Genomic DNA, 22,115 nt, shown 5'->3' with positions numbered 1-22,115 from the left:
GCGGCCGCCGATGGCGGCCGCTCGCAGGCACGCGCCACCGCAGTTCGTTTATAAGGTGTCGCGCGGCCGCCCACTCGCATTTAAATATCGCGTCGATGCGGCCAGCTGTCGTGCCGTCTCTCCTGCGGGTCGTTCGTCTCTGGAACTGAGCCGGATGCGCGGTGGCGTCGAAGGACAGCCTCTTACCGGTCGACCGTCAGGAACGGACGGACATGCTGATCGCCGGAACCGTCGTCGCCGACTCCGAGACCGTCATCCCCGACGGCGCCGTCGTCGTCGAGGGGAACACGATCGCCGCGGTCGGCGAGGAGAGCGCCCTCCGCGACCGCTACCCCGACCACGAGCGGCGCGCGTTCGACCTCGTCGCGCCCGGCCTCGTCGGCGGCCACGTTCACTCCGTCCAGTCGCTGGGCCGGGGGATCGCCGACGACGACGCCCTCCTCGACTGGCTGTTCGACGCCGTGCTCCCGATGGAGGCCGCGATGGACGCCGCGGCGACCCGGGCCGCGGCCGAACTGGGGTACCTGGAGTGTCTCGAATCGGGGACGACGACCGTCGTCGACCACCTCTCGGTGAACCACGCCGACGAGGCGTTCGAGGCCGCGATCGAGACGGGGATCCGGGGGCGACTGGGGAAGGTCCTGATGGACAAGGAGTCCCCCGACGGACTCATCGAGGAGACCGACGCCGCGCTCGCCGAGAGCGAGGCACTCATCCGGGAGTACCACGGCGCCGCCGACGGCCGCGTCCGCTACGCCGTCACGCCGCGGTTCGCCGTCACCTGCACGGAGGCCTGCCTGCGCGGCTGCCGCGAGCTGGCCGACCGCTACGACGGCGTCACGATCCACACCCACGCGAGCGAGAACGAGGACGAGATCGAGACGGTGGAGGCCGACACGGGGAAGCGCAACGTCCTCTGGCTCGACGAGGTCGGGCTGACGGGCCCGGACGTGACGCTCGCGCACTGCGTCCACACCGACGAGCGCGAGCGCGAGGTGCTCGCCGAGACCGACACGGTCGTCACCCACTGCCCCTCCTCGAACATGAAGCTCGCCTCGGGGATCGCCCCGGTCCAGGACTACCTCGACCGCGGGGTCACGGTCGCGCTCGGCAACGACGGCCCGCCGTGCAACAACACGCTCGACCCCTTCACGGAGATGCGACAGGCGAGCCTCCTCGGCAAGGTCGACGCCCGGGACCCGACCCGCCTCCCGGCCGCGACCGTGCTGGAGATGGCGACCGAGGGCGGCGCCCGCGCGGCCGGCTTCGACCGCCTCGGCGCGCTCCGCGAGGGCCACCGCGCCGACGTGATCGGACTCACGACCGACATCACCCGGGCGACCCCGATCCACGACCCGCTCTCCCATCTGGTGTACGCCGCCCACGGCGACGACGTGACCTTCACGATGGTCGACGGCGACGTCCGCTACGCGGACGGCGAGCACGTCGGGATCGACGCGGCGGCGGTCCGCGAGCGCGCGACGCGGCACGCCGAGCGCGTGGTCGAGGCGGCCGGCATCGAGACGGCCGAACCGTAGCCCGCTACCGTCCGTATCGCCCCCCGATCGTCTCGAACCACCGCGCGCGCCGCTAAAGCCGGCTTTATCCGCACAAATTCGGACGGAGTATCGCCCGTTTATACCCGTCCGCGGCCCGTTCGTTCGCTCACGATGACTGACCGATCGCAGACGACAGGCGACGACGGATCGCGAACGACGGGCGACGACCGCTCGACGGGCGCGTCGACCGACGGCCTCGGCCGACGGAAGTTCGTGGCCCTCGGCGCCGGCGCGAGCGCGACGCTGCTCGCCGGCTGCGCCGGCGACGGGTCTCTTCCGACCTCGGGCGGCTCGGACAGCTCCGGCGATTCGGACGGCTCGGACGGCTCCCAGACGCTCACCGGCAACTTCCGGCTCCTCATCAGCGACGCCCCGGCCGACATCGACGACTTCGACCGGCTGGACGTCACCCTCGACCGGGCTCGGATCTTCGAGGCCGGAGACGGCGACGACGAGGACGACGAAGACGCGGAGGATGAGGAAGACGACGAAAACGCCGACGAGGACGACGGATCGGACGACGACACCGAGCAGAACGCCACGGAAACCGATGACGACGACGCGAACGAGACGGCGGACGAGGACGACGACGCGAACGAGACGGACGTCGATGACGGCGGGGACGACGAGGAAGACGTCGAAGCGGAAGGTGAGGACGAGGACGGCGAGGATGAGGACGACGAGGATGACGACGAGGAGGACCGCGGCTTCACCGTCGTCGAACTCGACGGCGCGACGGTCGATCTCACGCAAGTGGTCGAGGACGACGCCATCGCGGTCTTCGACGGCGAGATTCCGGCGGGGAGCTACGAGAAGATCGAACTCGAGGTTTCGGCCGTCGAGGGGATCGTCGACGGCAGCGAGGTCGACGTGAAGCTCCCGAGCGAGAAGCTCCAGATCACGAACGGGTTCGAGGTCACGCCCGACGAGGAGGTGAGCTTCGTCTTCGACATCAACGTCGTCAAGCGCGGGAAGAACAACGGCTACATCCTCAAACCCGTGATCTCGGGCAGCGGGGTCGCGGGCCGCGACGTCGACGTCAACGAGATCGACGACGATGACGACGACGAAGGTAGCGAGGACGACGACGATGACGACGACGAGGATAGCGAGGACGACGACGATGACGACGACGAGGATAGCGAGGACGACGAAGACGACGAAGAGGCGGAGCCCGAAGACGGCGACTCGGAAACGGACGAGGAGAGCGACGCTACCGGCGGCAACGAGACGGACGACGCGGAGAACGAGACCGCGAGCGGGAGCTAACTACGAGGAGGTCTCGACCGACGAGGGGGCCGCGGACGGGCACTTCGCCCACCGCAGCGCGGCGTCATCGTCGTTGAACGCCTCGGTGTCGACTCCCTCGACGTCGATGGTCCGCTTGAGGAACCGCCGCTTCGAGCGCTCGCCGACGACGGCGAAGCGGTCGACGCCGCGGGCGACCGCGATCTGCGCCGACTCGCGGAGCGCCCGGCGACCGGCGTCCGAACACGGACGGCTCGTCCGCACGACGATCACGACGGCGTTGACGGCGTTGGGGTCCGTCGCGACCCGCCACCGATCGAGCAGCGACTCGCCGTCCGCGGGGCTCAGTCCAGTCCCGTGTGGGAACTCGACGACGAGGACGTCGTCCTCGACCCGCAGCAGCCAGCGCTCGGTCGGTTCCATGGCATCAGGTATCACGTACTGGGGTATAAATTACACCCCCCAAATATCTCATCTGATATTCGACTGCTCCGGTCGCCGGCGCGATTCGGTTGACGCGCGATCCGCGCCGGTAAGTGCGGTCGGACGTCGACGGGTCGGTCGCCGTCGATTATCAGCAACGGAGATTTTGCTGGCACGCGACGGATCGTGTCGCAGTCGTCGCCGGACTCGGCGCGTCAGTCGTGCCGAGCCGCAGTCTCGTCGAGCGCGTCGACGACCGCTGTCGCGAGCGCGTCGAACGACGCCTCGTCGGGGACGACGTCGACGTCGACGCCGCGCTCCGCGGCCGTCTCCGCGGTCGGCGGGCCGATGACGCCGACCACCGCGTCCGCGAGTCCGGCGCGGGCCGCATCGTCGACGCCGCGGTCCGCGGCCGCCGCGAGGAAGTTGTCGACGGTCAGCGAGGAGGTGAACGCGACCGCGTCGAGGTCGCCGGCGGCGACCAGCTCCGCTGAGTCGCCCGCGCCGGCCGGCCGCGTGAGCCGGTAGAGCACGGTCTCGGTCACGTCGGCGCCGGCCTCGCGCAGGCCGTCGAGGAGGACGTCGCTGCCGTGGTCCGAGCGCGCGACGACGACGCGCTCGCCCGCGACGCGAGGTCCGAGCGCGGCGACGAGGCCGGCGGAGGTGTACTCCTCGGGGACGGCGTCGACCGTCCAGCCGGCCTCGCGGGCGGCCGCGGCGGTGGCGGGACCGATGGCGGCCACGTCGGCGTCGCCCGGATCCCAGCCCGCCTCGGCGGCCAGTTCGACGCCGGTCTTGCTCGTGAGGACGACGAGGGGCGCGTCGGCCGGAACCGCGCCCGTCGGCTCGACTTCGAGCATCGGGTCGGCGACCGGCTCCGCGCCGAGCGATCGGAGCAGTTCGACGGCCGACTCGATCCGCTCGTCGTCGGGGCGGAAGACGGCCACGCGCGGCCCGCGGCCCCCGTCGCCGCTCACGCCCCGTCACCCCCGGCCGACTCGTCTTCTTCCTGCTCCTCGCTCGCCGACTGTACCGGGGCCGAACCGGCGTTTTCGAGGAAGGTCACGACGCGGTCGCGGGTCGCGGCCACGTCGCCGATCACCGTCACCGCGGGCGGCTCGATCCCCGCCTCGTCGCGGGCGTCGACGATGGTGTCGAGGGTGCCGGTCGCGACGCTGGTGTCGGGCCAGGTGGCGCGCTCGACGAGCGCGACGGGCGTGTCCCCGTCGAGGCCGGCGTCGCGGAGCGCGGCGGTGTACGCCGGCAGCTTCCCGACCCCCATCAGCACGACGATGGTCCCGCCGGTCGCCGCGAGCGCGTCCCAGTCGACCGCGGACTCCTCTTTCGTCGGGTCCTCGTGGCCCGTGACGAACGAGACGGAGGAGGCGTGGTCGCGGTGGGTCACCGGGATGCCGGCGACCGCGGGGCCGGCGATGGCCGAGGTGACCCCGGGGACGACCTCGAAGGGAATCCCCTCGTCGGCGAGGTGTTCCGCCTCCTCGCCGCCGCGGCCGAAGACGAACGGGTCGCCGCCCTTCAGCCGGACGACGCGGTTCCCCTCGCGGGCCAGTTCGACCATGCGCCGGTTGGTGTACTCCTGCGGGGTCCACTCGCCGCCGGCGCGTTTCCCAACGTCCTCCCGTTTCGGTTCCGGGATCTCGCCGAGGATCTCCGGGCCCGGGAGCTTGTCGTGGAGGACCACGTCGGCCGACTCGATCAGCCGCTTCGCCTTCACCGTGAGCAGGTCCGGGTCGCCCGGCCCGGAGCCGACGAGGAACACGGTTCCGACTCGGTCGTCGCGGCCGCGGGTCGGCGGCTCGTCCGCGTTCGATCCGGGACCCCCGCCGGTACCGGGCGCGTCCTCACTCATCGTCCTCCCCGGCCTCCGCTTCACTGCTCTCCCCGGTCTCCGCCGCCTCGCGCGCCTCGGCGATCAGGTCGTCGGCGCCGCGGTCCGCGAGGTCCGCGGCGAACTCCGCGGCGGCCGTCGCGTGCGACCGGATCGGCAGGTCGCGGGTGTCGGCCACCTCCTCGGTGCCGTCCGTCGAGAGCACCCGCGCCCGGACGTGGACGTGCTCGCCTTGAACCATCGCGGAGACGCCGATCGGCGCCACGCAGCCCCCGTTGAGCTCGCCGAGGACCGTCCGCTCGACGGTGACCGCCACGCGGGTCCGCGGGTGGTCGACCGCGTCGCGGACCGCCTCGATCACGTCGGGGTCGCTCGCGGTGACCGCGATGGCGCCCTGTCCGGCCGCGGGGACGAACTCCTCGCGCGGGAGCCGCGTCGTCTCCACCTCGTGGAAGAGGTTCGAGCGGCGCAGGCCCGCCTCGGCGAGGACAACCGCGTCGTACTCGGTCTCGACCTTCCGTTCCATCGCCGCGCGTTCGAGGTCCGACAGCGAGTCGAACCACTCCTCGACGGTGCGGTCGAACTCCTCGTCGACCTCGTCGCTCGCGTCGCCGTCGCTCTCCTCTCCCTCCGCGCCGTCCGCGTCGCCGCCCTCCTCGGCGGTCAGCGCGCTTTCCTCTCCGGAGGCGATCAGGCGCCGCTCGTGTTCCGCCTGGAGGCCGGGCGCGAGCAGCTTCTCCAGCCGCGTGTCGACGTTGCCGCGGATCGGCTCGACGGTGAGGTCGGGCCGCGCAGCCCGGATCTGTGCGCCCCGGCGGAGCGACCCCGTCCCGACGACGGCGCCCGACGGGAGCTCCTCGATGCCGAGCCCGTCCGGCTGGACGACCACGTCGCCGGAGGGTGCGCGCTCGGGGGCGCCCGCGACGACGAGGTCGTCCATCTCCTCGGTCGGGAGGTCCTTCAGCGAGTGGACCGCGAGGTCGGCGTCGCCGGCGAGCACCTCCTCGTCGAGGGCGCGCACGAACGCGCCCGTCTTCCCGAGGCGGTGGATCAGTTCGTCGGGGATCTGGTCGCCGCGCGTCTCCACCTGCCGGAGTTCGACGTCGCGGCGCCGGCTCGACAGCGCCTCGCGGACGGTCTCGGCCTGTCGGAGGGCCAGGTCCGACCCGCGGGTCGCGAGCCTGAGCGTTTCGGTCATACCCGGACCGAGGTCCCCCGCGTTCAAAAGCGCACCAGTTCGGCCGCCTCCGCGACCGCGAGGTCGGACGCCGCGCTCGCGGGGGTCGCGCGTCCGCTCGCCGGGTCCGAGGCAACTCCCGCCACGGTCACGGCCCCTTTATCAGTCCGCCCCGAAGCGATAACGAGATGGCACGCGCGAGCGCCGGGGCCCGGCTCCACTTCGGCTTCTGTAACCTCAGCCTCTCGCACGAGCGGCTGTACGGCGCGCTCGGCGTGGGGCTCGCCGCACCCCGCGTCGTCGTCGACGCGGAGCCGGCCTCGGCGGTGAGCGTGACGGTCGACGGGGCCGAAGCGGTCCCCGCGAAGTCCGCCGACTCCGTCCCGGGCGTGCGCGGCGACGCCCGCGGGTACGCGACCGCGGCCGTCGACCTGCTCGGCGTCGACGGCGCCCGGGTCGCGGTCCGCGAGTCGCTTCCCAGACACGCCGGGCTCGGCAGCGGGACGCAACTGGCGGCGGCGACGCTCGCGGCGGTCGCGGCCGCCCACGGCGAGCCGGCGCGTGTTCGAGAGCGCGCTCCGGCGCTCGGCCGCGGCGGGCGCTCCGGCGTCGGGGTCGCGACGTTCGAAGGGGGCGGGTTCGTCCTCGACGCCGGCCACCCGACCGCGCGCTTCACCACCGACCGGCCCGCGGACGGCGAGTGGACCGTCCCGCCGGTGGCCGCGCGCCACGCCGTTCCCGACGACTGGCGGTTCCTGCTGGTCGAGCCCGACGCGGACGCCGGGCGGAGCGGCGCGGCCGAGGACGACGCGATGCGGACCGCGGTCGAGCGCGCGGACCCGAGCCTCGCCGACCGGATCGGCGGGATCGTCACCCGGCGCGTCCTCCCCGCGGTCGCGACGGAGGACGCGGAGGCGTTCGGGGCGGCAGTCGGCGAGATCGGTCGCCTCAACGGCGCGTGGTACACCGACGAGCAGGGCGGCGTGTACCGGCCGCCGGTCGGCGAAGTCGTCGACTCGCTGTCGGGCGCCGCGTCGGTGTTCGGCGCCGGGCAGTCCTCGTGGGGGCCGACCGTCTACGGCGTCACCGACGCGGAGCGCGCCGCGGCGGCGCGCGACGCGGGCGAGCGCGCGCTCGACGCCGCCGGCGTCGGCGGCGAGGTGTCGGTCGTCCGCGCTTCGAACGAGGGCGCGCGGATCGACGCGGAGCGCGGGGCGGAACCGCCCTCGGCCGACCCGGAGAGGGGTAACACTAAATCCCGCGGCGACGGGGCGTAAGCCATGTCCAGTGTTCCGTTCGGGGTCGCGCGCCTCGACTCGATCCTCGGGGGCGGCGCGCCGCCGGGAAGCGTCGTGTTGCTCGCGGGCGAGGCGGGCGCGGGCGCTCGGGAGTTCGCGTACACCAGCGCGGCGATGAACGCGCTGGCGGGCGCCGACGAGGAGCTGTTCGACCTCTACTACGGCGACGTCGACGCCGACGCGACGCTGCCCGAGTCGGTTCATTACATCTCTTTCACCGCCGACACCGAGGCGATCACCCGCGAGATGGGGTACACGATGGATTCGGAGATCGTCGACGCGGCGGTCGATCAAATCTCCTTCCGGGACCTCTCGCCGGAGTACTTCCAGCTGTCGCCCGTGCCGCGCGACTGGTACGAGACGGCGACCGCCTCGATCACCGAGCTCGGCGACCGCGGCGAGTACGAGGACGTGCTCACCGCGTTCGGCGACTACCTCTCGGAACACGGCGAGCGGAGCCTCGTCTGTATCGACTCCGTCACAGACCTCGTCTCGATGGTCTCCGACGACACCGACTGGAGCGACGTCGCCATGGTGATGAAGGGACTGAAGAAGGCGGCATACGAGTGGGACGCCCTGGTCCTCGTGCTGGTGAACACCGACGCGCTCCGCGACCGCGAGTTCGGCACCCTGATGGACGCCGCGGGCGGGACGCTCCAGTTCTCCTGGGAGAGCGGCGGCTCGCAGCGCGCCCGAACGATGTTCGTCCGCGAGTTCCGCGGCGTGCTCTCGCGGCTGGAGGCAGAGAACATCGTCCGCTTCGAGACCGAGATCCACGAGGGAGGCTTCGACATCAGCGACGTGCGCAAGATTCGGTAGCCGGTCCTCCGACGCCGAATCCGGTAGCCGACGCCCCGGCTCGGGACCGGGCGGTCGCCGAGTATCGATCCGGAGAACGGCGCGACAGGTTACTTAAGCCTCGCCGCTCAACGACAGGTAGATGACGGAGGATCCGCGATGAGTGACCTCGACCCGGCGGCGGCCGCCCTCGACGCCGCGGCCGAGGACGCCGGCGTGAGCCGCGAGGAGCTCCTCAAGCGTGCGCTCGTCGCGCTCGCGGAGTCCGAGGGGATCGACGTCCCCGATTCCGAGGAGGTGGCGGCGATCGAGGCCCGCCTCGACGACCTCGACGCGGAGTTGGACGAGAAGGTGGCCGACCTCCGCGATCGGTTCGTCGACCTCTACCGCGAGGTGGAGTCGCTCGACGCCGCCGAGGGGGGCGCGGAGGACGACGGAGAGGCTGGCGACGCGGATGGCCCGGCGGCGCGGGTCGACGACCTTGCGGACGAACTGGAGGAGATCGCCGCCCGGCTGGACCGGCTCGACGCGGCCGTCGCCGACGCGCCCTCCTCGGACCGAGTCGACGACCTCCGCGAGCGGCTGGATGCGCTCGACGCCCGCCTCGACGACCTGGACGCGGTTCGCGACCGACTGGACGCGTTCGGCGACCGCCTCGATGGGGTCGACGAACGCGTGGAGGAGGTCGACGAACGCGTCGACGCCGTGGACGACCGCCTCGACGACGTGGAGTCGGACCTCGCCGGGATCTCCGCGGACGACCTGACCGAGATCGACGACAAGCTCTCGCGGGTCGCGAACGCGGTCGTCAAGGTCAAGCGCCGGCTCGACGCGGCCGAGCGCGACCGCGCGGACCGCGAGCGCGTCGACGCGCTGACGCGGACGGCGAACCGGCACGGCGTGCGGTCCGCCGACTGCAACCACTGCGGCGGCGGCGTCGAGCTGGGACTGCTGTCGGCGCCTGAGTGTCCCCACTGCGGGCGCCGGTTCGAGGACCTGGAGCCGAACACCGGCTTCCTCGGCACGTCGAAACTCCTCGTCGGGGACCGGCCCGCCATCGACGGCGACGTCGCGGACGACGACCGCGACGAGATGAGCCGGACGACGGACCGGACGAGCACCGCCGCGAGCGACGGCGGGCCGGACAGGGACCGCCGATGAGCGACGGCGACCGGTCTGACGGCGACGACGCACCGGAAGCGGACCCCTTCGACGACGAGCCGTTCGGTGAGGAGCAGTTTGACGACGAACCGAGCGGTGACGGAGCGAGCGACGGGGCCGACGACGGCCTCGACGACCCCGACGCCCACGAGGTCGACGACCCGTTCGCGGCGCTCGGCGACGGGATCGACGACGGCGGCGAGGCGTCGCCCCGCTCGGACCCGGAGCCGGGCGCGTCCGTAGGGCCCGAGACGGGCGCGTCCGAGGATCCGGAACCGGGCGCCCCGGCGGACGATCCGTTCGCCGAACTGGACGCCGACGCCGCCGGCTCGCCGACAGACGAGGACCCCTTCGAGTCGATGGGGAGCGGCGACGTCGGCGAGGAGGACGTGTGGGAGGCGCTCGACGAGGGGACCTCGGTCGGCGCCGACGCGACCGAGTTCGACGACGCCGCCGAGGGCGGTGCGGTCGGCGATCTGGGGCAGACGCCGGGGCCGGGGACGACCGGCGACGAGCGGGTGGTCGACAAGCGGAGCTACTGCCAGCGCTGTCCGCACTTCACGGCACCGCCGGAGACGGCCTGTACCCACGAGGGGACCGAGATCGTCGAGTCGGTCGACTTCTCGCGGTTCCGAGTCCGGAACTGCCCGATGGTGGACGCGGAGGACCCCGCCTTCGACGGCGAGTAACCGCACGGAGTTTCGTTCTGTCGGTCGAGTATCCGCCAGCGATTTCTGAACACGTTCAAGCCCGACCGGCCGATACTGCGCGCATCGCGTGATAACGTCCGAATCTGAAGGGCGGCGGTCCGTCGAGTTCGGGTCGGGGGCGGTCACCGGCGCGATAGGGGATTCGATTACGGTCATCCCGCTCGTGGTCGCGCTGGCGCTGCTGACGGACGTCTCGCTGCCGCACGCCCTCGTCGCGTTCGGCGCGTTCCAGGTCGTCTGGGGGGTCCGGTACGGCCTCCCGGTGTCCGTCGAGCCGATGAAGGCGCTGGCCGCGCTCGCGATCGCGGGCGCGCTCACCTACGCCGAGCTCGCGCTCGCGGGCCTCGTCCTCGGCGTTCTCCTCCTCGCGATCGGACTCTCCGGGACGCTCGCGTACGTCGAACGCTGGATCGGCGAGCCGGTGATCCGCGGGGTCCAGTTCGCGGTCGGGCTCGTCCTCCTCGAAACGGGGATCGAGCTCGCGGTCGGCGACCCGCTCGTCGCGCTCGTCGGGGTCGCGGTCGCCGCCGCGTTCGCGCTCGCGGGCCACGGGAAGGCGAGCGCGCTGGCCGTCGCGCTCCTCGGCGTCGCGACCGCGCTCGTCGTCGCCGGCGTGCCGACCCCTCGACTGCCCGGCGCACCGCCGACGCCGGCGTTCGGCGCGGCGCTCACGCGGGCCACCTTCGACGGCGTGGCCGCGCAGTTGGCCATGACCATCGGCAACGCCGCGCTGGCGACCTCGCTCCTCTTCTCGGACCTGCTCGACGCCGACGTCACCCCCGACGAGCTGTCGACGAGCATGGGCGTCACCAACCTGATTGCGGTCCCACTCGGCGGGATCCCGATGTGTCACGGCTGCGACGGCGTGGCCGGCAAGTACGCGTTCGGCGCGCGCACCGGCGGCGCGAACGTCGTCCTCGGCGCCGGCTACCTCGTCGCCGCGCTCTTCGCCACGCCCGCGCTGATCGCGGCGTTCCCGCTGGCGATGCTCGGCGCGCTGCTCGCCATCGTCGCCGTCTCGCTCGCGCGCAACGTCACCGACTCGGGGAACCGCGCGCTGTCGGTCGGGATCGGCCTCCTCGCGCTCGCCACCAACCTCGGCGTCGCGTTCCTCGCCGGGATCGCGGTCCACCTCGCGTGGGAGCAGATCCGCGGATAACGGGGAACTGAGAGGTGGCCATTTATAAATAAGGTACGGTGGCGCGTGCCTCCGAGCGCCCGGAGGGCGCGAGGAACACGCGCGAGGGAGTCGCTGGCGCCGCCGGCGCCAGCGACGAGGCTGGGGAGGTGTGAGGCTGCGGTGCGGTCGCGGTCGGGTGGGACTCAAAGGGGCAGCCGCGAGGCCGCCGTAGGCGACGTTAGCACCGCAGCGAGCAACGCGAGCGAGGAGCGCAACGAGCCTACGGCGGCCTCGCGGCTGGGGCTTTGGAGGCGTTTCGCGTCGATCCACAGTCGATTGTTTATATGCGAGCGGCTGGGGCTTTGGAGGCGGTTCCCGCCGATCTGCGAGCAACGGTTTATAACCGAGCAGCTGGGGCTTTGGAGGTGTTCACCGCCGATCTACTGACACTCATTTATAAGCAAGCGGCTGAAGCTTCGAAATACGTCATCGCGGCGACGGGTCACGAGACACCGTCACCTCCCCCAACGGCATCGTCTATTTATAAATATCCGACACCGTACACCGCGTATTCGACCGTACCCGCCGAACCTAAACCGCTCAATCACGTACTGAACGAGTATATGCAGTTCTGTGACGACTGCGGCTCGATGATGGTCTCTCGCGACGGGGAGATGGTGTGTCAGAACGACGACTGCGGCGGCACCGCCGAACGCGACGAGGGGCTCGCCGCCGAGTTCGAGTCGACGACCGAGCAGACCGGCGAGGAGGTGATCGAGACCGAGGAGGGCGCGAACTTCGAGGGGAAGCCGACCGCGACCGACGTCGTCTGCGACGAGTGCGACCACGGCGAGGCGTGGTACACGATCAAACAGACCGGCGCCGCGGACGAGCCGCCGACCCGCTTTTTTAAATGTAAGGAGTGCGGCCACCGCTGGCGCGGGTACAACTGACCGCGAGAGCGCGGAAGGCTCCACGGCGGCGCACGGTCGACGCGCGGTCAATGCGCGGCCAATGTGCGGTCAATTCCCGGCCAATGCGCGGTCGACGCGTTCGTCGGCCGGTCCCCTCCCGAGCCACTCCCGATGACCCCGGCGGAGACCGGCCCGCGGCGAGCGGCCGGCGGCGGAGTCGATCGACGACCGCTGGCGCGCGCGCCGCGAGCACCCGGGCCGATCGACGGCTTCGTCCGCGAAGTACAGATTCGGCATCATGAAACACGGTAACACGCACCACAGCGCCGCAGTCAGTCGATTGTTTCGGATCAGATCGGATTAAGCGCGTAAATCCGGTCGAAATACGGCTGAATCCCCCTGTAGCGTTTGGACGGTTCATAGGGTTCGGCGCGGGAGGGGGAGACACGATGAACACCGAACGTCTCGCACTGATCGGGGTGACGCTGGCCTTGGTCGTCGGCGGCCTCGCGACGCTTCTCGCACCGGCGGTCGTCTCCGGCCCGGGCACCGCTCCCGCGCAGGCGGCGGCCACCACCGCCGTCGGCGACGGCGGGCTCGGGTCGCTGTTCGGGGTCGCGCTCTGGGGCGTGACGCTCCTCTTCGGCGCGACCGCGGTCGTCTGGTTCGCGCTCACCGGGGTCGTGGGCGCCGGCCACGAGACGCCCCCGAACGAGTACGGGCCCGACGAGGTACAGGTTCGCATCATGACCGTCGACGCCGCCGAGGTCGTTCAGCAGACGGTCGACTCGCTCCCGGACGGGCTCGACGACGTCCACGTGATCGCGGAGTCGCCCATCGACGTGCGCGGGGCGACCGTCCACGCGGTCCCGGACGAGTTCTCGTGTCGCGCTGTCCGGAAGGGCCGCGCGCAGGAGTGGGCTCGGCGGACGCTCGACTGTCAGACGGAGTTCGTGCTCTACTTGGACGAGGACAGCGTCGTCGAGTCGTTCGACGGGCTCCCGGACGCGGACATCGTCCAGCTCCGCGAGAAGCCGCGTCGCACGGACTCGAGCCTCAGCTACCTGGCCGACGTCTACCGGATGGGCGTCCAGCTCGAACAGCGCGCGTTCGCGCGGCTCTCGATCCCGCTTTTCGCCTGGGGCGGCGGCATCGCCGTCCGCACCGAGGTCGAGGAGCGGACGACGTGGGACCGCGAGACGCTGGTCGAGGACACCGCCTTCGTCTGGGCGGCCTTCCGCGAGCTCGACGTGACGTTCGCGCTGTCGGACGCGGTCTGTCGCAACGAGGCGCCGCCGTCGCTGTACGAGATCCTCCAGCAGCGCCGTCGCTGGGCGGCGGGGAACGTTCAGGCGTCGGCGATGCTGCCGCTGCGGTACGAGCTGTTGACGCGGGTCCGTAACTACGCGTGGGCGCTCTCGCCGATCGTCACTCTGCTCGTCGTCCCGCTGTCGCTGCTCAGCGTCACCATCGCCTACAGCGGGCTGTTCTTCGCGGCGTCGATGGGCCTGGCGCTGTGTACGCTCGGCTGGTTCCTCCTCGGCGTCGCCTACTACGGGGACGACCACCACCACTGGGCGCTCGCTGTCCCGCTCGCGCCGCTTATCACCGTCGTTCACTCGATGGGGACCGTCGCGGGGATCCTCAACCCGCCGGAGACGTTCCGCGTGACGACGAAGGTCGGCAGCGACTGATCCCGCCGCGAGGCCGCTCGGTCTCCTTTTCGGACTCGACCCGTGCTCACTCGCGCAGCCGCGGCGCGAGGAACTCGGCGACCGCCTCTCCGACGCGCGCCGCCCGGCCGACGAAGAAGTGGTCCGACTCGAACGCGACCGTCTCGACGCCCAACGCCTCCGCCCGCTCGATCACGGGCTCCCAGTCGGCGGTCGAGTCCCGGGTCGCGTACACCACTCGGACCGGCACGCCGCGGTCGACGACCTCGCCGAGCGCGGCGACCGCGTCGACGTCGGGGTTCAGCCGCGCGGTCGGCGCGAGCGCGCAGACGCCCGCCAGCTCGGGCCGGGACGCGGCCGCGACGAGCGCGACCGTGCCGCCGAACGAGAAGCCGAACAGCCCGACGCGCTCGTAGCGCTCGGCCGCCCAGCCGACCGCCTCGTCCGCGTCGGTGGTCTCGCCGTACCCCTCGTCCCAGTCGCCGTAGTCGAACCGGAGGCAGTCGATCCCGCGGTCGGTCAGAGCGTCGCTGGCGGCCGTCAGGCGCTCGTCGCCGCGGTGGCCGCGCTGTTGCGGGTGCGGCGGACAGGCGACGACCACCGCGTCGGCCCGGCCGCCGTTCCCGGTGGCGTCGCCACCGCCGTCGCTCGCGGCGGTGTCGAGGGTGGCGCGCACGTCGCGGCCGCCGGGGATCAGAATGGTGTCGCTCACGGAATTCGGAGTCAGTCCGGATTCGAACTCGGTCCTCGCCGTCGCTCCGGCTCAGGGCACCTGCGTCACGCGGTCGACGCCGTCGAGGTCGGCGAGGTCGGCCGCGAGCGCCTCCTGGTCGACGTTGGCCTCGTAGTAGAACACGATGTCGAAGCTGCCGTCGCGGAGGAGCTGCTGGCACTCCCAGACGAACGCCTCGCCGTCGAGCGTCAGTCCCTGGAACTGGTTCGACGAGAAGTCCGTGTCGTCGTTGCCCGCTTCGATGTACGTCTCGCCTTTCCCCGCGTGATCGGCGATGGCCTCGTTGGCGGCGACCGTCAGCTCGTGCATCTCCAGGTCCTGCTGCCCGTCGAGGTTCGTGTGGACGATACAGCCGAGCAGCTCGATGTCGCCCGGCTCCAGTAAGGCCTTCGTACGGGTGTACAGGTCCGAGTCGACGGTCTCGCTCATGCGTCTCCCTTCCGGCTCCCGTAATAAACGGGTGACGGTTCACCGGGCGGACGGCCCCCCGTCGACGACTCGCCTCAGCGACGGAGCGACACGACGACCTCGTCCCCGCTCGCCGAGGAGCCGGACGATCCGCCTGCGGAACTGCCGGCCGCTCCCCTCCAAGCCGGGCTGCTCGGGCACGTCGGGCGCGGTGAAATCGCCGGTCTGGTAGGCGTGACACCACTCGCGCCACGGGCACCCCGCCTCGTCGCAGCTGGGGCTCTTCCCGCAGGCGACGCCNGGCGCGGTGAAATCGCCGGTCTGGTAGGCGTGACACCACTCGCGCCACGGGCACCCCGCCTCGTCGCAGCTGGGGCTCTTCCCGCAGGCGACGCCACCCAGTTCCATGACCGCGTTGTTCCACACCCGGGACTCGACCGCGGGCATGAGCCTGGACGCGACCCGCTCGAACGCGTCGTCGTCGTCGTCCGAGACGTCGAACGCGCGGTGATTGTGGATATTTATTACACATGATAAATGTCTCAAATATCGGCAGCAACTGGGGGAGGCTGTTGCCGAACGATCCCCGTATATCCGTATCAGAGTGGCAACCTATCTCTGAGCGACTGGAACGCGAGTCGTCCGAGCAACTGACTGGGGCCGCGCTTTGGCAGGTCGCGGGCGACGTTCATCGTACTCGGTGGCTCACTCTCACCGATGCCGAGCTCCCAGTCCGTCTCCGACTCGAAACGGTCCACCGCGGCCTCGACGCGGTCGCGCACCGCATCCGTTTCCATGGTCTTCACGTCACCGGCTTTCATTAGTACGTCGCCGTCCACGATTACCGTCTCCACATCAGCCGGCGCTGCGTTGTTAGCCACCTGCGCCGGGATGTTGGTCAGCGGGGTGAATTTCGGCTTCTCGACGTCCAGCAGAATGACGTCGGCGCGCTTGCCGGGTTCGAGGCTCCCGATCTCGTCGCCGATCCCGAGTGCCTCTGCCCCTTCGATGGTGAGCATTCGTACGAGCTCCATCGAGTCGTACTGGCCGGTCGAGCGCTTGAGGTTCGCTGCGAGCCGGGCTTGCCTCGCCTCGCCGAACAGACTGTAGGAGTCGTGCCAGTAATGGTCGTCGATACCCAGGCCGACATCGACGCCCGCGGCGCGGAGTTCCGGCACCGGCGTCCACTGTACGTCGCCGCCCGTGTTCCAGTAACAGAAAATCGACGGGCAGTGTGCGACCGACGCGTCTGCTTCGGCAGTCCGTTGGATGTCTTCGTCGTCGGCGAGCCGGAAGTGCGCGGCTACAAGTCGGTCGTCCAAGAGGCCAACGTCATCGAGAAGGGCGAGCGAATCCTCAGCGCCATTCGACCGCGCCATCGTGTTGCTCGCCTCCAGTTCGAGCAGGTGCGTGTGGACGAGCAGGTCGGGATACTCGTCAGCGAGTTCGGCGGTGTGTTCCCACAGTTCGCGGGTACATGACCAGTCGTCGTGGGGGTCGATCGTCGCCCGGATGCGGCCGTCGTACGCGCCGTGGTACTCATCGATGAACTCGCGGGCGCGGTCGAACTGCTCTTCGACGGAAACGTCCCAGAAGAGGTCTGAGAGCGCCATCCCGAAGAATCCGCGGAGGCCCGCTTCGCCGAACGTTTCTGCGCCCCCGCTGGGCCGGACGTCCATCGAGTTGACGGTCGTGACCCCACCGGTGAGGAAGTTCAGTGCGGCGAGTTCGTACCCCGCCCGGGCGAAGTAGTCGTACTCGCCCTCGGCGATGTGGCCGAATATGGCGGTCATCCCACTCATCATTTCCATGAGGTCGAGGTCGCTGAACGCGCCAAGCAGCGGCGTCAGTTCGAGATGGGTGTGCGCGTTGACGAGACCTGGCATCACGAGTTTGCCTTCGCCGTCGATGACCAAGTCGGCCGCTAACTCCGCGTCATCGTCCCGAGAGGACCGCACGTCGGTGATCCGGCCATCCTCGATGAGCACCGTTCCTCGCTCGTAGAGTCGATTTCGCTCGTCCACCGTGAGAACGAACGCATCGTGAATCACACAGTCAGCCGTCATTTCCTCCCACCCGTCAGCGTCGTGCGTAGCTGTAATTATTAGTACCTATTTTCCCTCAATTGAGAGCGCGGGTACGCTCCGCGGGTTCTCCCTTCTTGACATCCTCCCCGCGCTGAAGCGCGAGGATTCCCACGGTATCGCACCGCTGGGTTGGGATATTGTGGTTTACGACGTTACCTGTTCTTGAGGCGCGAACGCGCCAGTTTCCTTGTCAAACAAGAACGTCGATGGCTGTGCCAACCAGCCGTTACTCCTATCCACCGAGAGATTCGGTGAACTCGGAGATACTTTCTGCCGAATGTTCTCAGCACCGTTCACATCCGCATTGGCCACTGTACCGCACTCATCGCAGACGTACAGTCCGCGTTCAACACGGTTCGCGTCACACTTCCGGCCACAGCACGAGCACGACTTCGAGGTATCCCGCTCAGACACTTGCTCAACCGTGATGCCTTCCATCTCGGCTTTGTATTCGAGGAGATCGGTGAACCGGTCGAACGCCCATGAGTGTCGGTCAAGATTGCCGTGTTTCCCCCACTCCTTTGACTCGCCGTTCTCCTCATCCTCACGGACACCGGAGAGATCGCCCACCACGATTGTTCCAATTTCCTCGTCAACACACCGCTGGACGATATGCTTCGAGAGGGTGTGGAAGTAGTGGGTGCGACGGGCCGACTTCTTCTGGTTCAGCCGCGTGGCTTGCGCAGAATGCGAATCGTCACACCGGGCGATTCGCTTGCTGAGGTAGTAGTCGTCCTGTTTCAAGCAGTTCAGCGGGTACAACTCGCTGTGACCGTCTTCATACGCGAGCGCAGCGAAGTTGTTGATACCGAGGTCAACACCGACCGTCTTCTCACCGGGGGCTTCATTCACGTCGATCTCGACCTTACAAACGAAGTGTAGTTCCCACTCGTCGCCGGTCCACACAATCTTGACTTGTTGGACGTTCTCCACGGCGGAGAGGTCAATATCGGGGCGAGTCTGGTACGTACACAGGACGAAGTCCGACCAGTACTCCTTCAGGTTCGATCCTTTTGAGAGTCGAACACGGTCGTACTGAGTGTCGAGTTTGAAGCCTTTCTGCTTGAATGTGACCGTGGACCGGGGGTGTTCGTCGCCGTGTTTGCGGTAGCCGGGCGGGTTCGCTCGTGTATCTCCGTTCTGTCGTTTACCGTACCAACCGTTGAACGCTTCAGCGAGTTGTTGAAGGACTCGCTGACTTGACTGAGAATGAAGGTCATCATAGCATTCGTGGGTTTTGAGGTACGCGGTGAGTTCGGTGTGGTTCGGGATGTGACCGATTTCGTCCCAAATCCGGTTACACGTCCACCGTCCGACGTTCCAGAGCTTACTGGCTGCGAACCCGAGCGAATCAAGGTCGTCTCGTACCCGCGACTGGTTCCGTATGGAAGCAGTATAGGTACGGGTAACGACCTGTTTTGCCATACGTAACCTATGTCGATAAAATTACTTGAAGGTGTAGATTGGAGTAGCGTGGAATATCCAGCCGTGCCATCGACCGGTGAACTGTGACGGGTAGTGTCGGATTCATCCCCGCACTAAAGCGCGAGGCTTTCTCCTCGATTCTCCGTATCAAGAGCACTATCACTGCCGGGTAGATCTGTGAGTAGAGTACGAACGGGTGTTACCCTCGGAGCCGGACGGTCGTCTCATCTCCGGAGTCTTCGACCTCGACTAATCCATCATCTGCCAAATCCGAAAGGAGCCCTCGAAGCCACTCGCGTCCATGTTCGCCACCTGGCGAGTAATCGACGCGAATACGGTGTCCGAGGGTATCGAGGCCTATGACGTCGCGCTCGCCGAGGAGCCGGACGATCCGCCCGCGGAACTGCCGGCGGCTCCCCTCGAAGCTCGGCTGCTCGGGCACGTCGGGCGCGGTGAAATCCCCGGTCTGGTAGGCGTGACACCACTCGCGCCACGGGCACCCCGCCTCGTCGCAGCTGGGGCTCTTCCCGCAGGCGACGCCGCCGAGNGTGAAATCGCCGGTCTGGTAGGCGTGACACCACTCGCGCCACGGGCACCCCGCCTCGTCGCAGCTGGGGCTCTTCCCGCAGGCGACGCCGCCGAGCTCCATGATCGCGTTGTTCCACACCCGGGACTCGCCCGCCGGCATGAGCCGGGAGGCGACACGCTCGAACGCGTCGTCGTCGTCCGGGACGTCGAACGCGCGGTACAGGACCCGCTTCACGTTGGTGTCGACGACGGCGTCGCCGTTGTTGAACGCGAACGACGCCACCGCGTTGGCGGTGTACGGGCCGACGCCCATCAGTTCGCTCAGGCCGTCGGGGTCCTCCGGAAACGCTCCGTCGTGGTCGTCCTCGACCTGTCCGGCCGCCTCGTGGAGGTACTTCGCCCGGTTGTTGTATCCGAGCGAGTGGTCCGACCAGAAGGCGACCACGTCGGCGCGGTCGGCCGCGGCGAGGGCTGCGGTCGTCGGCCACTCGTCGAGGAAGTCCTCCCAGGCGGGCACGACGCGGTCGAGCTGGGTCTGCTGGCTCATCACCTCGCTGACGAGGATCTCGTAGGGGTCCTCCGTGCGGCGCCACGGGAAGTCCCGGTGGTCCGCCTCGTACCAGTCGACGAGCGCGTCGCGGACCGCGTCGATGTCGGCCGGGAGCTCGGGCGCACCCTCCGCGTCGGTCATGCGGATCGCTCCGGCCGGCGGCGGTTTATCGGTGCTGGTCCCCGTCGGCGCGGACGGGGTCCATCGTCCGCGGGTCGCGGTCGGGACCGGGGTATTCCCCGCCGACCGCGTCGGGGTACAGCTTCGCGGGGTCGAACACCGCCGCGAACGCGCGCGGTTCCCGGACGCTCACGGGCATACGGTCGCGCAGCCCGGCGGCGGCCCGCGGCCCGGTCAGCGAGGGGTCGAGGCTCACGACCTGCATCGCGCCGCCGCGGTAGGCGGAGGCCAGCGCGGGGTGATCGCCCGGCGGCTGCGCGACCGGCTCGCGCCACGCCTCCACCGCGGCCCGCCAGTCGGCCGCGAGGTCGGCGTCCGAGAGCGACGCGATCACGGCCTCGGCGTCGTCGAGGAGCGGGTCGCTGGCGACCAGCGTCGTCCACGCGTGCGACCGCAGCGCGTCGAGCGCCTCGCGGGCGTCGCCGCCGACGAGTAGGTCCGCGGCGAGCGCGTCCGCGTCGGCGACGACGCGGGCCGGGCTGGGGTCGAGGGGGTCGGTCACTCCGTTCCCCTCACCGCCGGAGTCGCCGTCGCTCCCGGAATCGCCACCGTTCCCGTCCGCCGTCGAGCGCACGTCGTCGAGCGCTCGTCGCACGTCCGCCTCGTCAAGGTCGCCGCCGAGCGCGGCCGCGCGCTCGAACAGGTCGCCGAAGGTCATGCCCGCCGGTCGTCGCCGCGGGCGTATCGTCCTTGCGGCCGGACGGAGAGGCCGAACGTTATTGGCCGCCGCGTCGAAGCCCGCCGCGTGACCGATCGCTCCTCCGACGATCCGACCGTCGCCGTCCCGCAGGTCCCGGTCGAGGACCTCGCTGTCGACGCGAACGCGGACCGACTTCGAGATCGGGCCGCCGACCTGCCGAGCGGCGTCGACCTCGCCGTGTTCCCCGAGTACGCGCTCACGGGGTTCGTGGCCGACGAACGGCTCCGGGAGGCCGCGCTGTCCCGGGACGTGGCGCGCGCACGGCTCGAATCCGTCGCCGAGACCGCCGGCTCGGCCGTGGTCGCGGGGTACGCCGAACGGGACGGCGACGCCGTATACAACGCGACCGCGTACGTCCCGCCGGGAGGGTCCTCCGAGGACGGCGGCGGAGCGTTCTCCGCCTACCGCAAGCGACACCTGTGGGACGACGAGGCGGAGTGGGTCGAGCCCGGCGGCGACCGCGTGATCGTCGAGACGCCCGCCGGGTCGACCGGACTGCTGACCTGCTACGACCTCAACTTCGTCGCGGAGAGCGCGTGGTTCGCTGAGCGCGCGGTCGACGCCCTCGTCGTCGTCGGCGCGTGGCCCGCCGACCACGTCGCGAACTGGCGGCTCCTCGTCCGAGCGCGCGCGCTCGACGGGGTCAGGTGGACCGTCGGCGCGGGGCGCACGGGAACCGCGGGGGGCGCGCGCCCGGCGGAGGCGGCGACCTACGCGGGCAACTCCCTCGTCGTCCGCCCCGACGGCGCGGTCGCCGCCGAGCTCGGCCGGGAACCGGCGACGCTGACCGCGACCCTCGACCGAGACACGCTCTCCGCGCAGCGCGATCTGGTGGGGGCTGTCGACGACATCTGAAACTATTCTTTCTATTTTCGAAAAAGTAGTTTTCTCAGTAGGAACTATTAAGTAGGTCGCGCGCGTATGTATAGTTGAGATGAGCACCCAGAAGCAGGCCCGTCAGCGATACGGCGACGTTCACGAGAGCGAAGCGCTCCGCGTCCCAGAGGAGAAGGCCGAACAGCTCGTCGACGCGCTCAACAGCGACCTCGCGGCGACGTACGTCCTCTACCATCAGATCAAGAAGCACCACTGGCTCGTCGAGGGCGCCGAGTTCCTCGACATCCACGAGTACCTCGGCGAGGTCGCGGCCGACCTCGAAGAGGGCGCCGACGTGCTCGCCGAACGCGCGCAGGCGCTCGGCGGCGTGCCCCTCTCCGGGGGCGCGAACTACGAGGAGCACGCGCCGGTGACCCCCGAGGACGCCGACGCCTACGACATCCGGACGTCGCTGGAGCACGACCTCGAGATCTTCGGCGACATCACCGAGCAGCTCCGCGAGCACATCCAGCTCGCCAACAACCTCGGCGACTACAACACCGAAGAGCAGCTCCGCGAGATCCTCGAAGACGTCGAGGAACACGGCCACCACATCGAGCACTACCTCGAGGACGACACGCTCGTCACGAGCGAGACGCTCGAGTAAGCCGACCGCGGCCGACTGCTTTCGGGCCGTTCCGGCGTCCGATTCTCCGATTTCTGATTTTTCGACACCCCCGAGCAGCGCCGATGCCGTC

At 69.7% G+C, this 22,115-nt stretch carries 21 protein-coding genes; 11 read left to right on the top strand and 10 right to left on the bottom strand.

The genetic code is table 11. The features are described 5' to 3' along the window. Window positions 1-212: 212 nt before the first annotated feature. Entirely contained in the window at window positions 213-1,538 is a 1,326-nt protein-coding gene (locus tag C470_RS11745) for a 5'-deoxyadenosine deaminase (protein ID WP_049908715.1), read from the top strand. A gap of 132 nt (window positions 1,539-1,670) precedes the next feature. Further along, the gene (locus tag C470_RS11740; protein WP_008367451.1) at window positions 1,671-2,828 is read left to right on the top strand and encodes a DUF4382 domain-containing protein; all 1,158 of its coding nucleotides are present in this window, start codon (window positions 1,671-1,673) and stop codon (window positions 2,826-2,828) included. Here C470_RS11740 and C470_RS11735 read toward each other — a convergent pair whose 3' ends face one another. The 4 genes from C470_RS11735 to hemC form a co-directional block, all read right to left on the bottom strand. After that, a complete protein-coding gene (locus tag C470_RS11735) occupies window positions 2,829-3,230 on the bottom strand; it encodes a hypothetical protein (protein ID WP_004596997.1) in 402 nt (133 codons plus the stop codon). A gap of 215 nt (window positions 3,231-3,445) precedes the next feature. Then, window positions 3,446-4,207, bottom strand: a complete 762-nt coding sequence (locus C470_RS11730) for a uroporphyrinogen-III synthase (RefSeq protein ID WP_008367449.1) — start codon at window positions 4,205-4,207, stop codon at window positions 3,446-3,448. Beyond that, the gene (gene cobA, locus C470_RS11725) at window positions 4,204-5,100 is read right to left on the bottom strand and encodes a uroporphyrinogen-III C-methyltransferase (protein WP_008367447.1); all 897 of its coding nucleotides are present in this window, start codon (window positions 5,098-5,100) and stop codon (window positions 4,204-4,206) included. The genes C470_RS11730 and cobA overlap by 4 nt, the downstream gene beginning before the upstream one ends. Further along, the gene (hemC, locus tag C470_RS11720) at window positions 5,093-6,277 is read right to left on the bottom strand and encodes a hydroxymethylbilane synthase (RefSeq protein ID WP_008367446.1); all 1,185 of its coding nucleotides are present in this window, start codon (window positions 6,275-6,277) and stop codon (window positions 5,093-5,095) included. Before hemC ends, cobA begins: the two co-directional genes overlap by 8 nt. A 167-nt stretch (window positions 6,278-6,444) precedes the next feature. Between hemC and C470_RS11715 the strand changes: the two genes are divergently transcribed. From C470_RS11715 to C470_RS11685, 7 genes are all read left to right on the top strand, one after another. Continuing rightward, on the top strand, window positions 6,445-7,533 hold the full coding sequence (locus C470_RS11715) for a beta-ribofuranosylaminobenzene 5'-phosphate synthase family protein (RefSeq protein WP_008367444.1): 1,089 nt from the start codon (window positions 6,445-6,447) through the stop codon (window positions 7,531-7,533). A gap of 3 nt (window positions 7,534-7,536) precedes the next feature. After that, window positions 7,537-8,373, top strand: coding sequence for an RAD55 family ATPase (locus tag C470_RS11710; protein WP_004597007.1), 837 nt, complete (start codon window positions 7,537-7,539; stop codon window positions 8,371-8,373). A gap of 138 nt (window positions 8,374-8,511) precedes the next feature. Continuing rightward, window positions 8,512-9,513: a hypothetical protein gene (locus tag C470_RS11705; protein WP_008367441.1), complete on the top strand. Its 1,002-nt coding sequence runs from the start codon at window positions 8,512-8,514 to the stop codon at window positions 9,511-9,513. Then, window positions 9,510-10,202: a hypothetical protein gene (locus tag C470_RS11700; RefSeq protein WP_008367440.1), complete on the top strand. Its 693-nt coding sequence runs from the start codon at window positions 9,510-9,512 to the stop codon at window positions 10,200-10,202. The genes C470_RS11705 and C470_RS11700 overlap by 4 nt, the downstream gene beginning before the upstream one ends. Before the next feature lie 88 nt (window positions 10,203-10,290). Beyond that, window positions 10,291-11,382, top strand: a complete 1,092-nt coding sequence (locus tag C470_RS11695) for a putative sulfate/molybdate transporter (protein ID WP_008367438.1) — start codon at window positions 10,291-10,293, stop codon at window positions 11,380-11,382. Window positions 11,383-11,966: 584 nt separating this feature from the next. Further along, window positions 11,967-12,296, top strand: a complete 330-nt coding sequence (locus tag C470_RS11690; RefSeq protein WP_004597015.1) for a transcription factor S — start codon at window positions 11,967-11,969, stop codon at window positions 12,294-12,296. 410 nt (window positions 12,297-12,706) lie between these two features. Continuing rightward, on the top strand, window positions 12,707-13,951 hold the full coding sequence (locus C470_RS11685; RefSeq protein ID WP_004597017.1) for a glycosyltransferase: 1,245 nt from the start codon (window positions 12,707-12,709) through the stop codon (window positions 13,949-13,951). Window positions 13,952-13,997: 46 nt separating this feature from the next. On the opposite strand, the gene C470_RS11680 is transcribed toward C470_RS11685, so the two are convergent. The 6 genes from C470_RS11680 to C470_RS11650 all read right to left on the bottom strand — a co-directional run bounded on the left by C470_RS11680 (window position 13,998) and on the right by C470_RS11650 (window position 20,499). Beyond that, window positions 13,998-14,642, bottom strand: a complete 645-nt coding sequence (locus tag C470_RS11680; protein WP_008367436.1) for an alpha/beta hydrolase — start codon at window positions 14,640-14,642, stop codon at window positions 13,998-14,000. Between the two features lie 51 nt (window positions 14,643-14,693). Further along, window positions 14,694-15,092, bottom strand: a complete 399-nt coding sequence (locus tag C470_RS11675; RefSeq protein ID WP_008367434.1) for a DUF5778 family protein — start codon at window positions 15,090-15,092, stop codon at window positions 14,694-14,696. A 578-nt stretch (window positions 15,093-15,670) separates the two neighbouring features. After that, window positions 15,671-17,137: an amidohydrolase family protein gene (locus C470_RS11665; protein ID WP_004597025.1), complete on the bottom strand. Its 1,467-nt coding sequence runs from the start codon at window positions 17,135-17,137 to the stop codon at window positions 15,671-15,673. A gap of 165 nt (window positions 17,138-17,302) precedes the next feature. After that, window positions 17,303-18,583, bottom strand: a complete 1,281-nt coding sequence (locus tag C470_RS11660; RefSeq protein ID WP_008367429.1) for an RNA-guided endonuclease InsQ/TnpB family protein — start codon at window positions 18,581-18,583, stop codon at window positions 17,303-17,305. 199 nt (window positions 18,584-18,782) lie between these two features. Further along, a complete protein-coding gene (locus C470_RS11655) occupies window positions 18,783-19,802 on the bottom strand; it encodes an A/G-specific adenine glycosylase (protein ID WP_008367427.1) in 1,020 nt (339 codons plus the stop codon). A gap of 25 nt (window positions 19,803-19,827) precedes the next feature. Further along, window positions 19,828-20,499, bottom strand: coding sequence for a DUF7384 family protein (locus C470_RS11650; RefSeq protein ID WP_008367425.1), 672 nt, complete (start codon window positions 20,497-20,499; stop codon window positions 19,828-19,830). Between the two features lie 87 nt (window positions 20,500-20,586). On the opposite strand from C470_RS11650, the gene C470_RS11645 reads away from it, so the two are divergent. Both C470_RS11645 and dpsA read left to right on the top strand, forming a co-directional pair. Then, complete coding sequence (locus C470_RS11645; protein ID WP_007345275.1) at window positions 20,587-21,396, top strand: carbon-nitrogen hydrolase family protein; 810 nt, start codon at window positions 20,587-20,589, stop codon at window positions 21,394-21,396. 79 nt (window positions 21,397-21,475) lie between these two features. Beyond that, entirely contained in the window at window positions 21,476-22,024 is a 549-nt protein-coding gene (gene dpsA, locus C470_RS11640; protein ID WP_004597035.1) for a DNA starvation/stationary phase protection protein DpsA, read from the top strand. Window positions 22,025-22,115: the final 91 nt, after the last annotated feature.

It is taken from the genome of Halorubrum distributum JCM 13561 (assembly GCF_000337395.1).
GTDB lineage: Archaea > Halobacteriota > Halobacteria > Halobacteriales > Haloferacaceae > Halorubrum > Halorubrum distributum.
This window is presented reverse-complemented; position numbering and strand designations above follow the sequence as displayed.

Excerpts from the sequence above, each read along its gene's own strand:
- C470_RS11745 (WP_049908715.1), top strand. The coding sequence starts at position 213 with ATGCTGATCGCCGGAACCGTCGTCGCCGACTCCGAGACCGTCATCCCC.
- C470_RS11740 (WP_008367451.1), top strand. The coding sequence starts at position 1,671 with ATGACTGACCGATCGCAGACGACAGGCGACGACGGATCGCGAACGACG.
- C470_RS11735 (WP_004596997.1), bottom strand. The coding sequence starts at position 3,230 with ATGGAACCGACCGAGCGCTGGCTGCTGCGGGTCGAGGACGACGTCCTC.
- cobA (WP_008367447.1), bottom strand. The coding sequence starts at position 5,100 with ATGAGTGAGGACGCGCCCGGTACCGGCGGGGGTCCCGGATCGAACGCG.
- hemC (WP_008367446.1), bottom strand. The coding sequence starts at position 6,277 with ATGACCGAAACGCTCAGGCTCGCGACCCGCGGGTCGGACCTGGCCCTC.
- C470_RS11715 (WP_008367444.1), top strand. The coding sequence starts at position 6,445 with ATGGCACGCGCGAGCGCCGGGGCCCGGCTCCACTTCGGCTTCTGTAAC.
- C470_RS11710 (WP_004597007.1), top strand. The coding sequence starts at position 7,537 with ATGTCCAGTGTTCCGTTCGGGGTCGCGCGCCTCGACTCGATCCTCGGG.
- C470_RS11705 (WP_008367441.1), top strand. The coding sequence starts at position 8,512 with ATGAGTGACCTCGACCCGGCGGCGGCCGCCCTCGACGCCGCGGCCGAG.
- C470_RS11700 (WP_008367440.1), top strand. The coding sequence starts at position 9,510 with ATGAGCGACGGCGACCGGTCTGACGGCGACGACGCACCGGAAGCGGAC.
- C470_RS11690 (WP_004597015.1), top strand. The coding sequence starts at position 11,967 with ATGCAGTTCTGTGACGACTGCGGCTCGATGATGGTCTCTCGCGACGGG.
- C470_RS11685 (WP_004597017.1), top strand. The coding sequence starts at position 12,707 with ATGAACACCGAACGTCTCGCACTGATCGGGGTGACGCTGGCCTTGGTC.
- C470_RS11675 (WP_008367434.1), bottom strand. The coding sequence starts at position 15,092 with ATGAGCGAGACCGTCGACTCGGACCTGTACACCCGTACGAAGGCCTTA.
- C470_RS11665 (WP_004597025.1), bottom strand. The coding sequence starts at position 17,137 with ATGACGGCTGACTGTGTGATTCACGATGCGTTCGTTCTCACGGTGGAC.
- C470_RS11660 (WP_008367429.1), bottom strand. The coding sequence starts at position 18,583 with ATGGCAAAACAGGTCGTTACCCGTACCTATACTGCTTCCATACGGAAC.
- C470_RS11650 (WP_008367425.1), bottom strand. The coding sequence starts at position 20,499 with ATGACCTTCGGCGACCTGTTCGAGCGCGCGGCCGCGCTCGGCGGCGAC.
- dpsA (WP_004597035.1), top strand. The coding sequence starts at position 21,476 with ATGAGCACCCAGAAGCAGGCCCGTCAGCGATACGGCGACGTTCACGAG.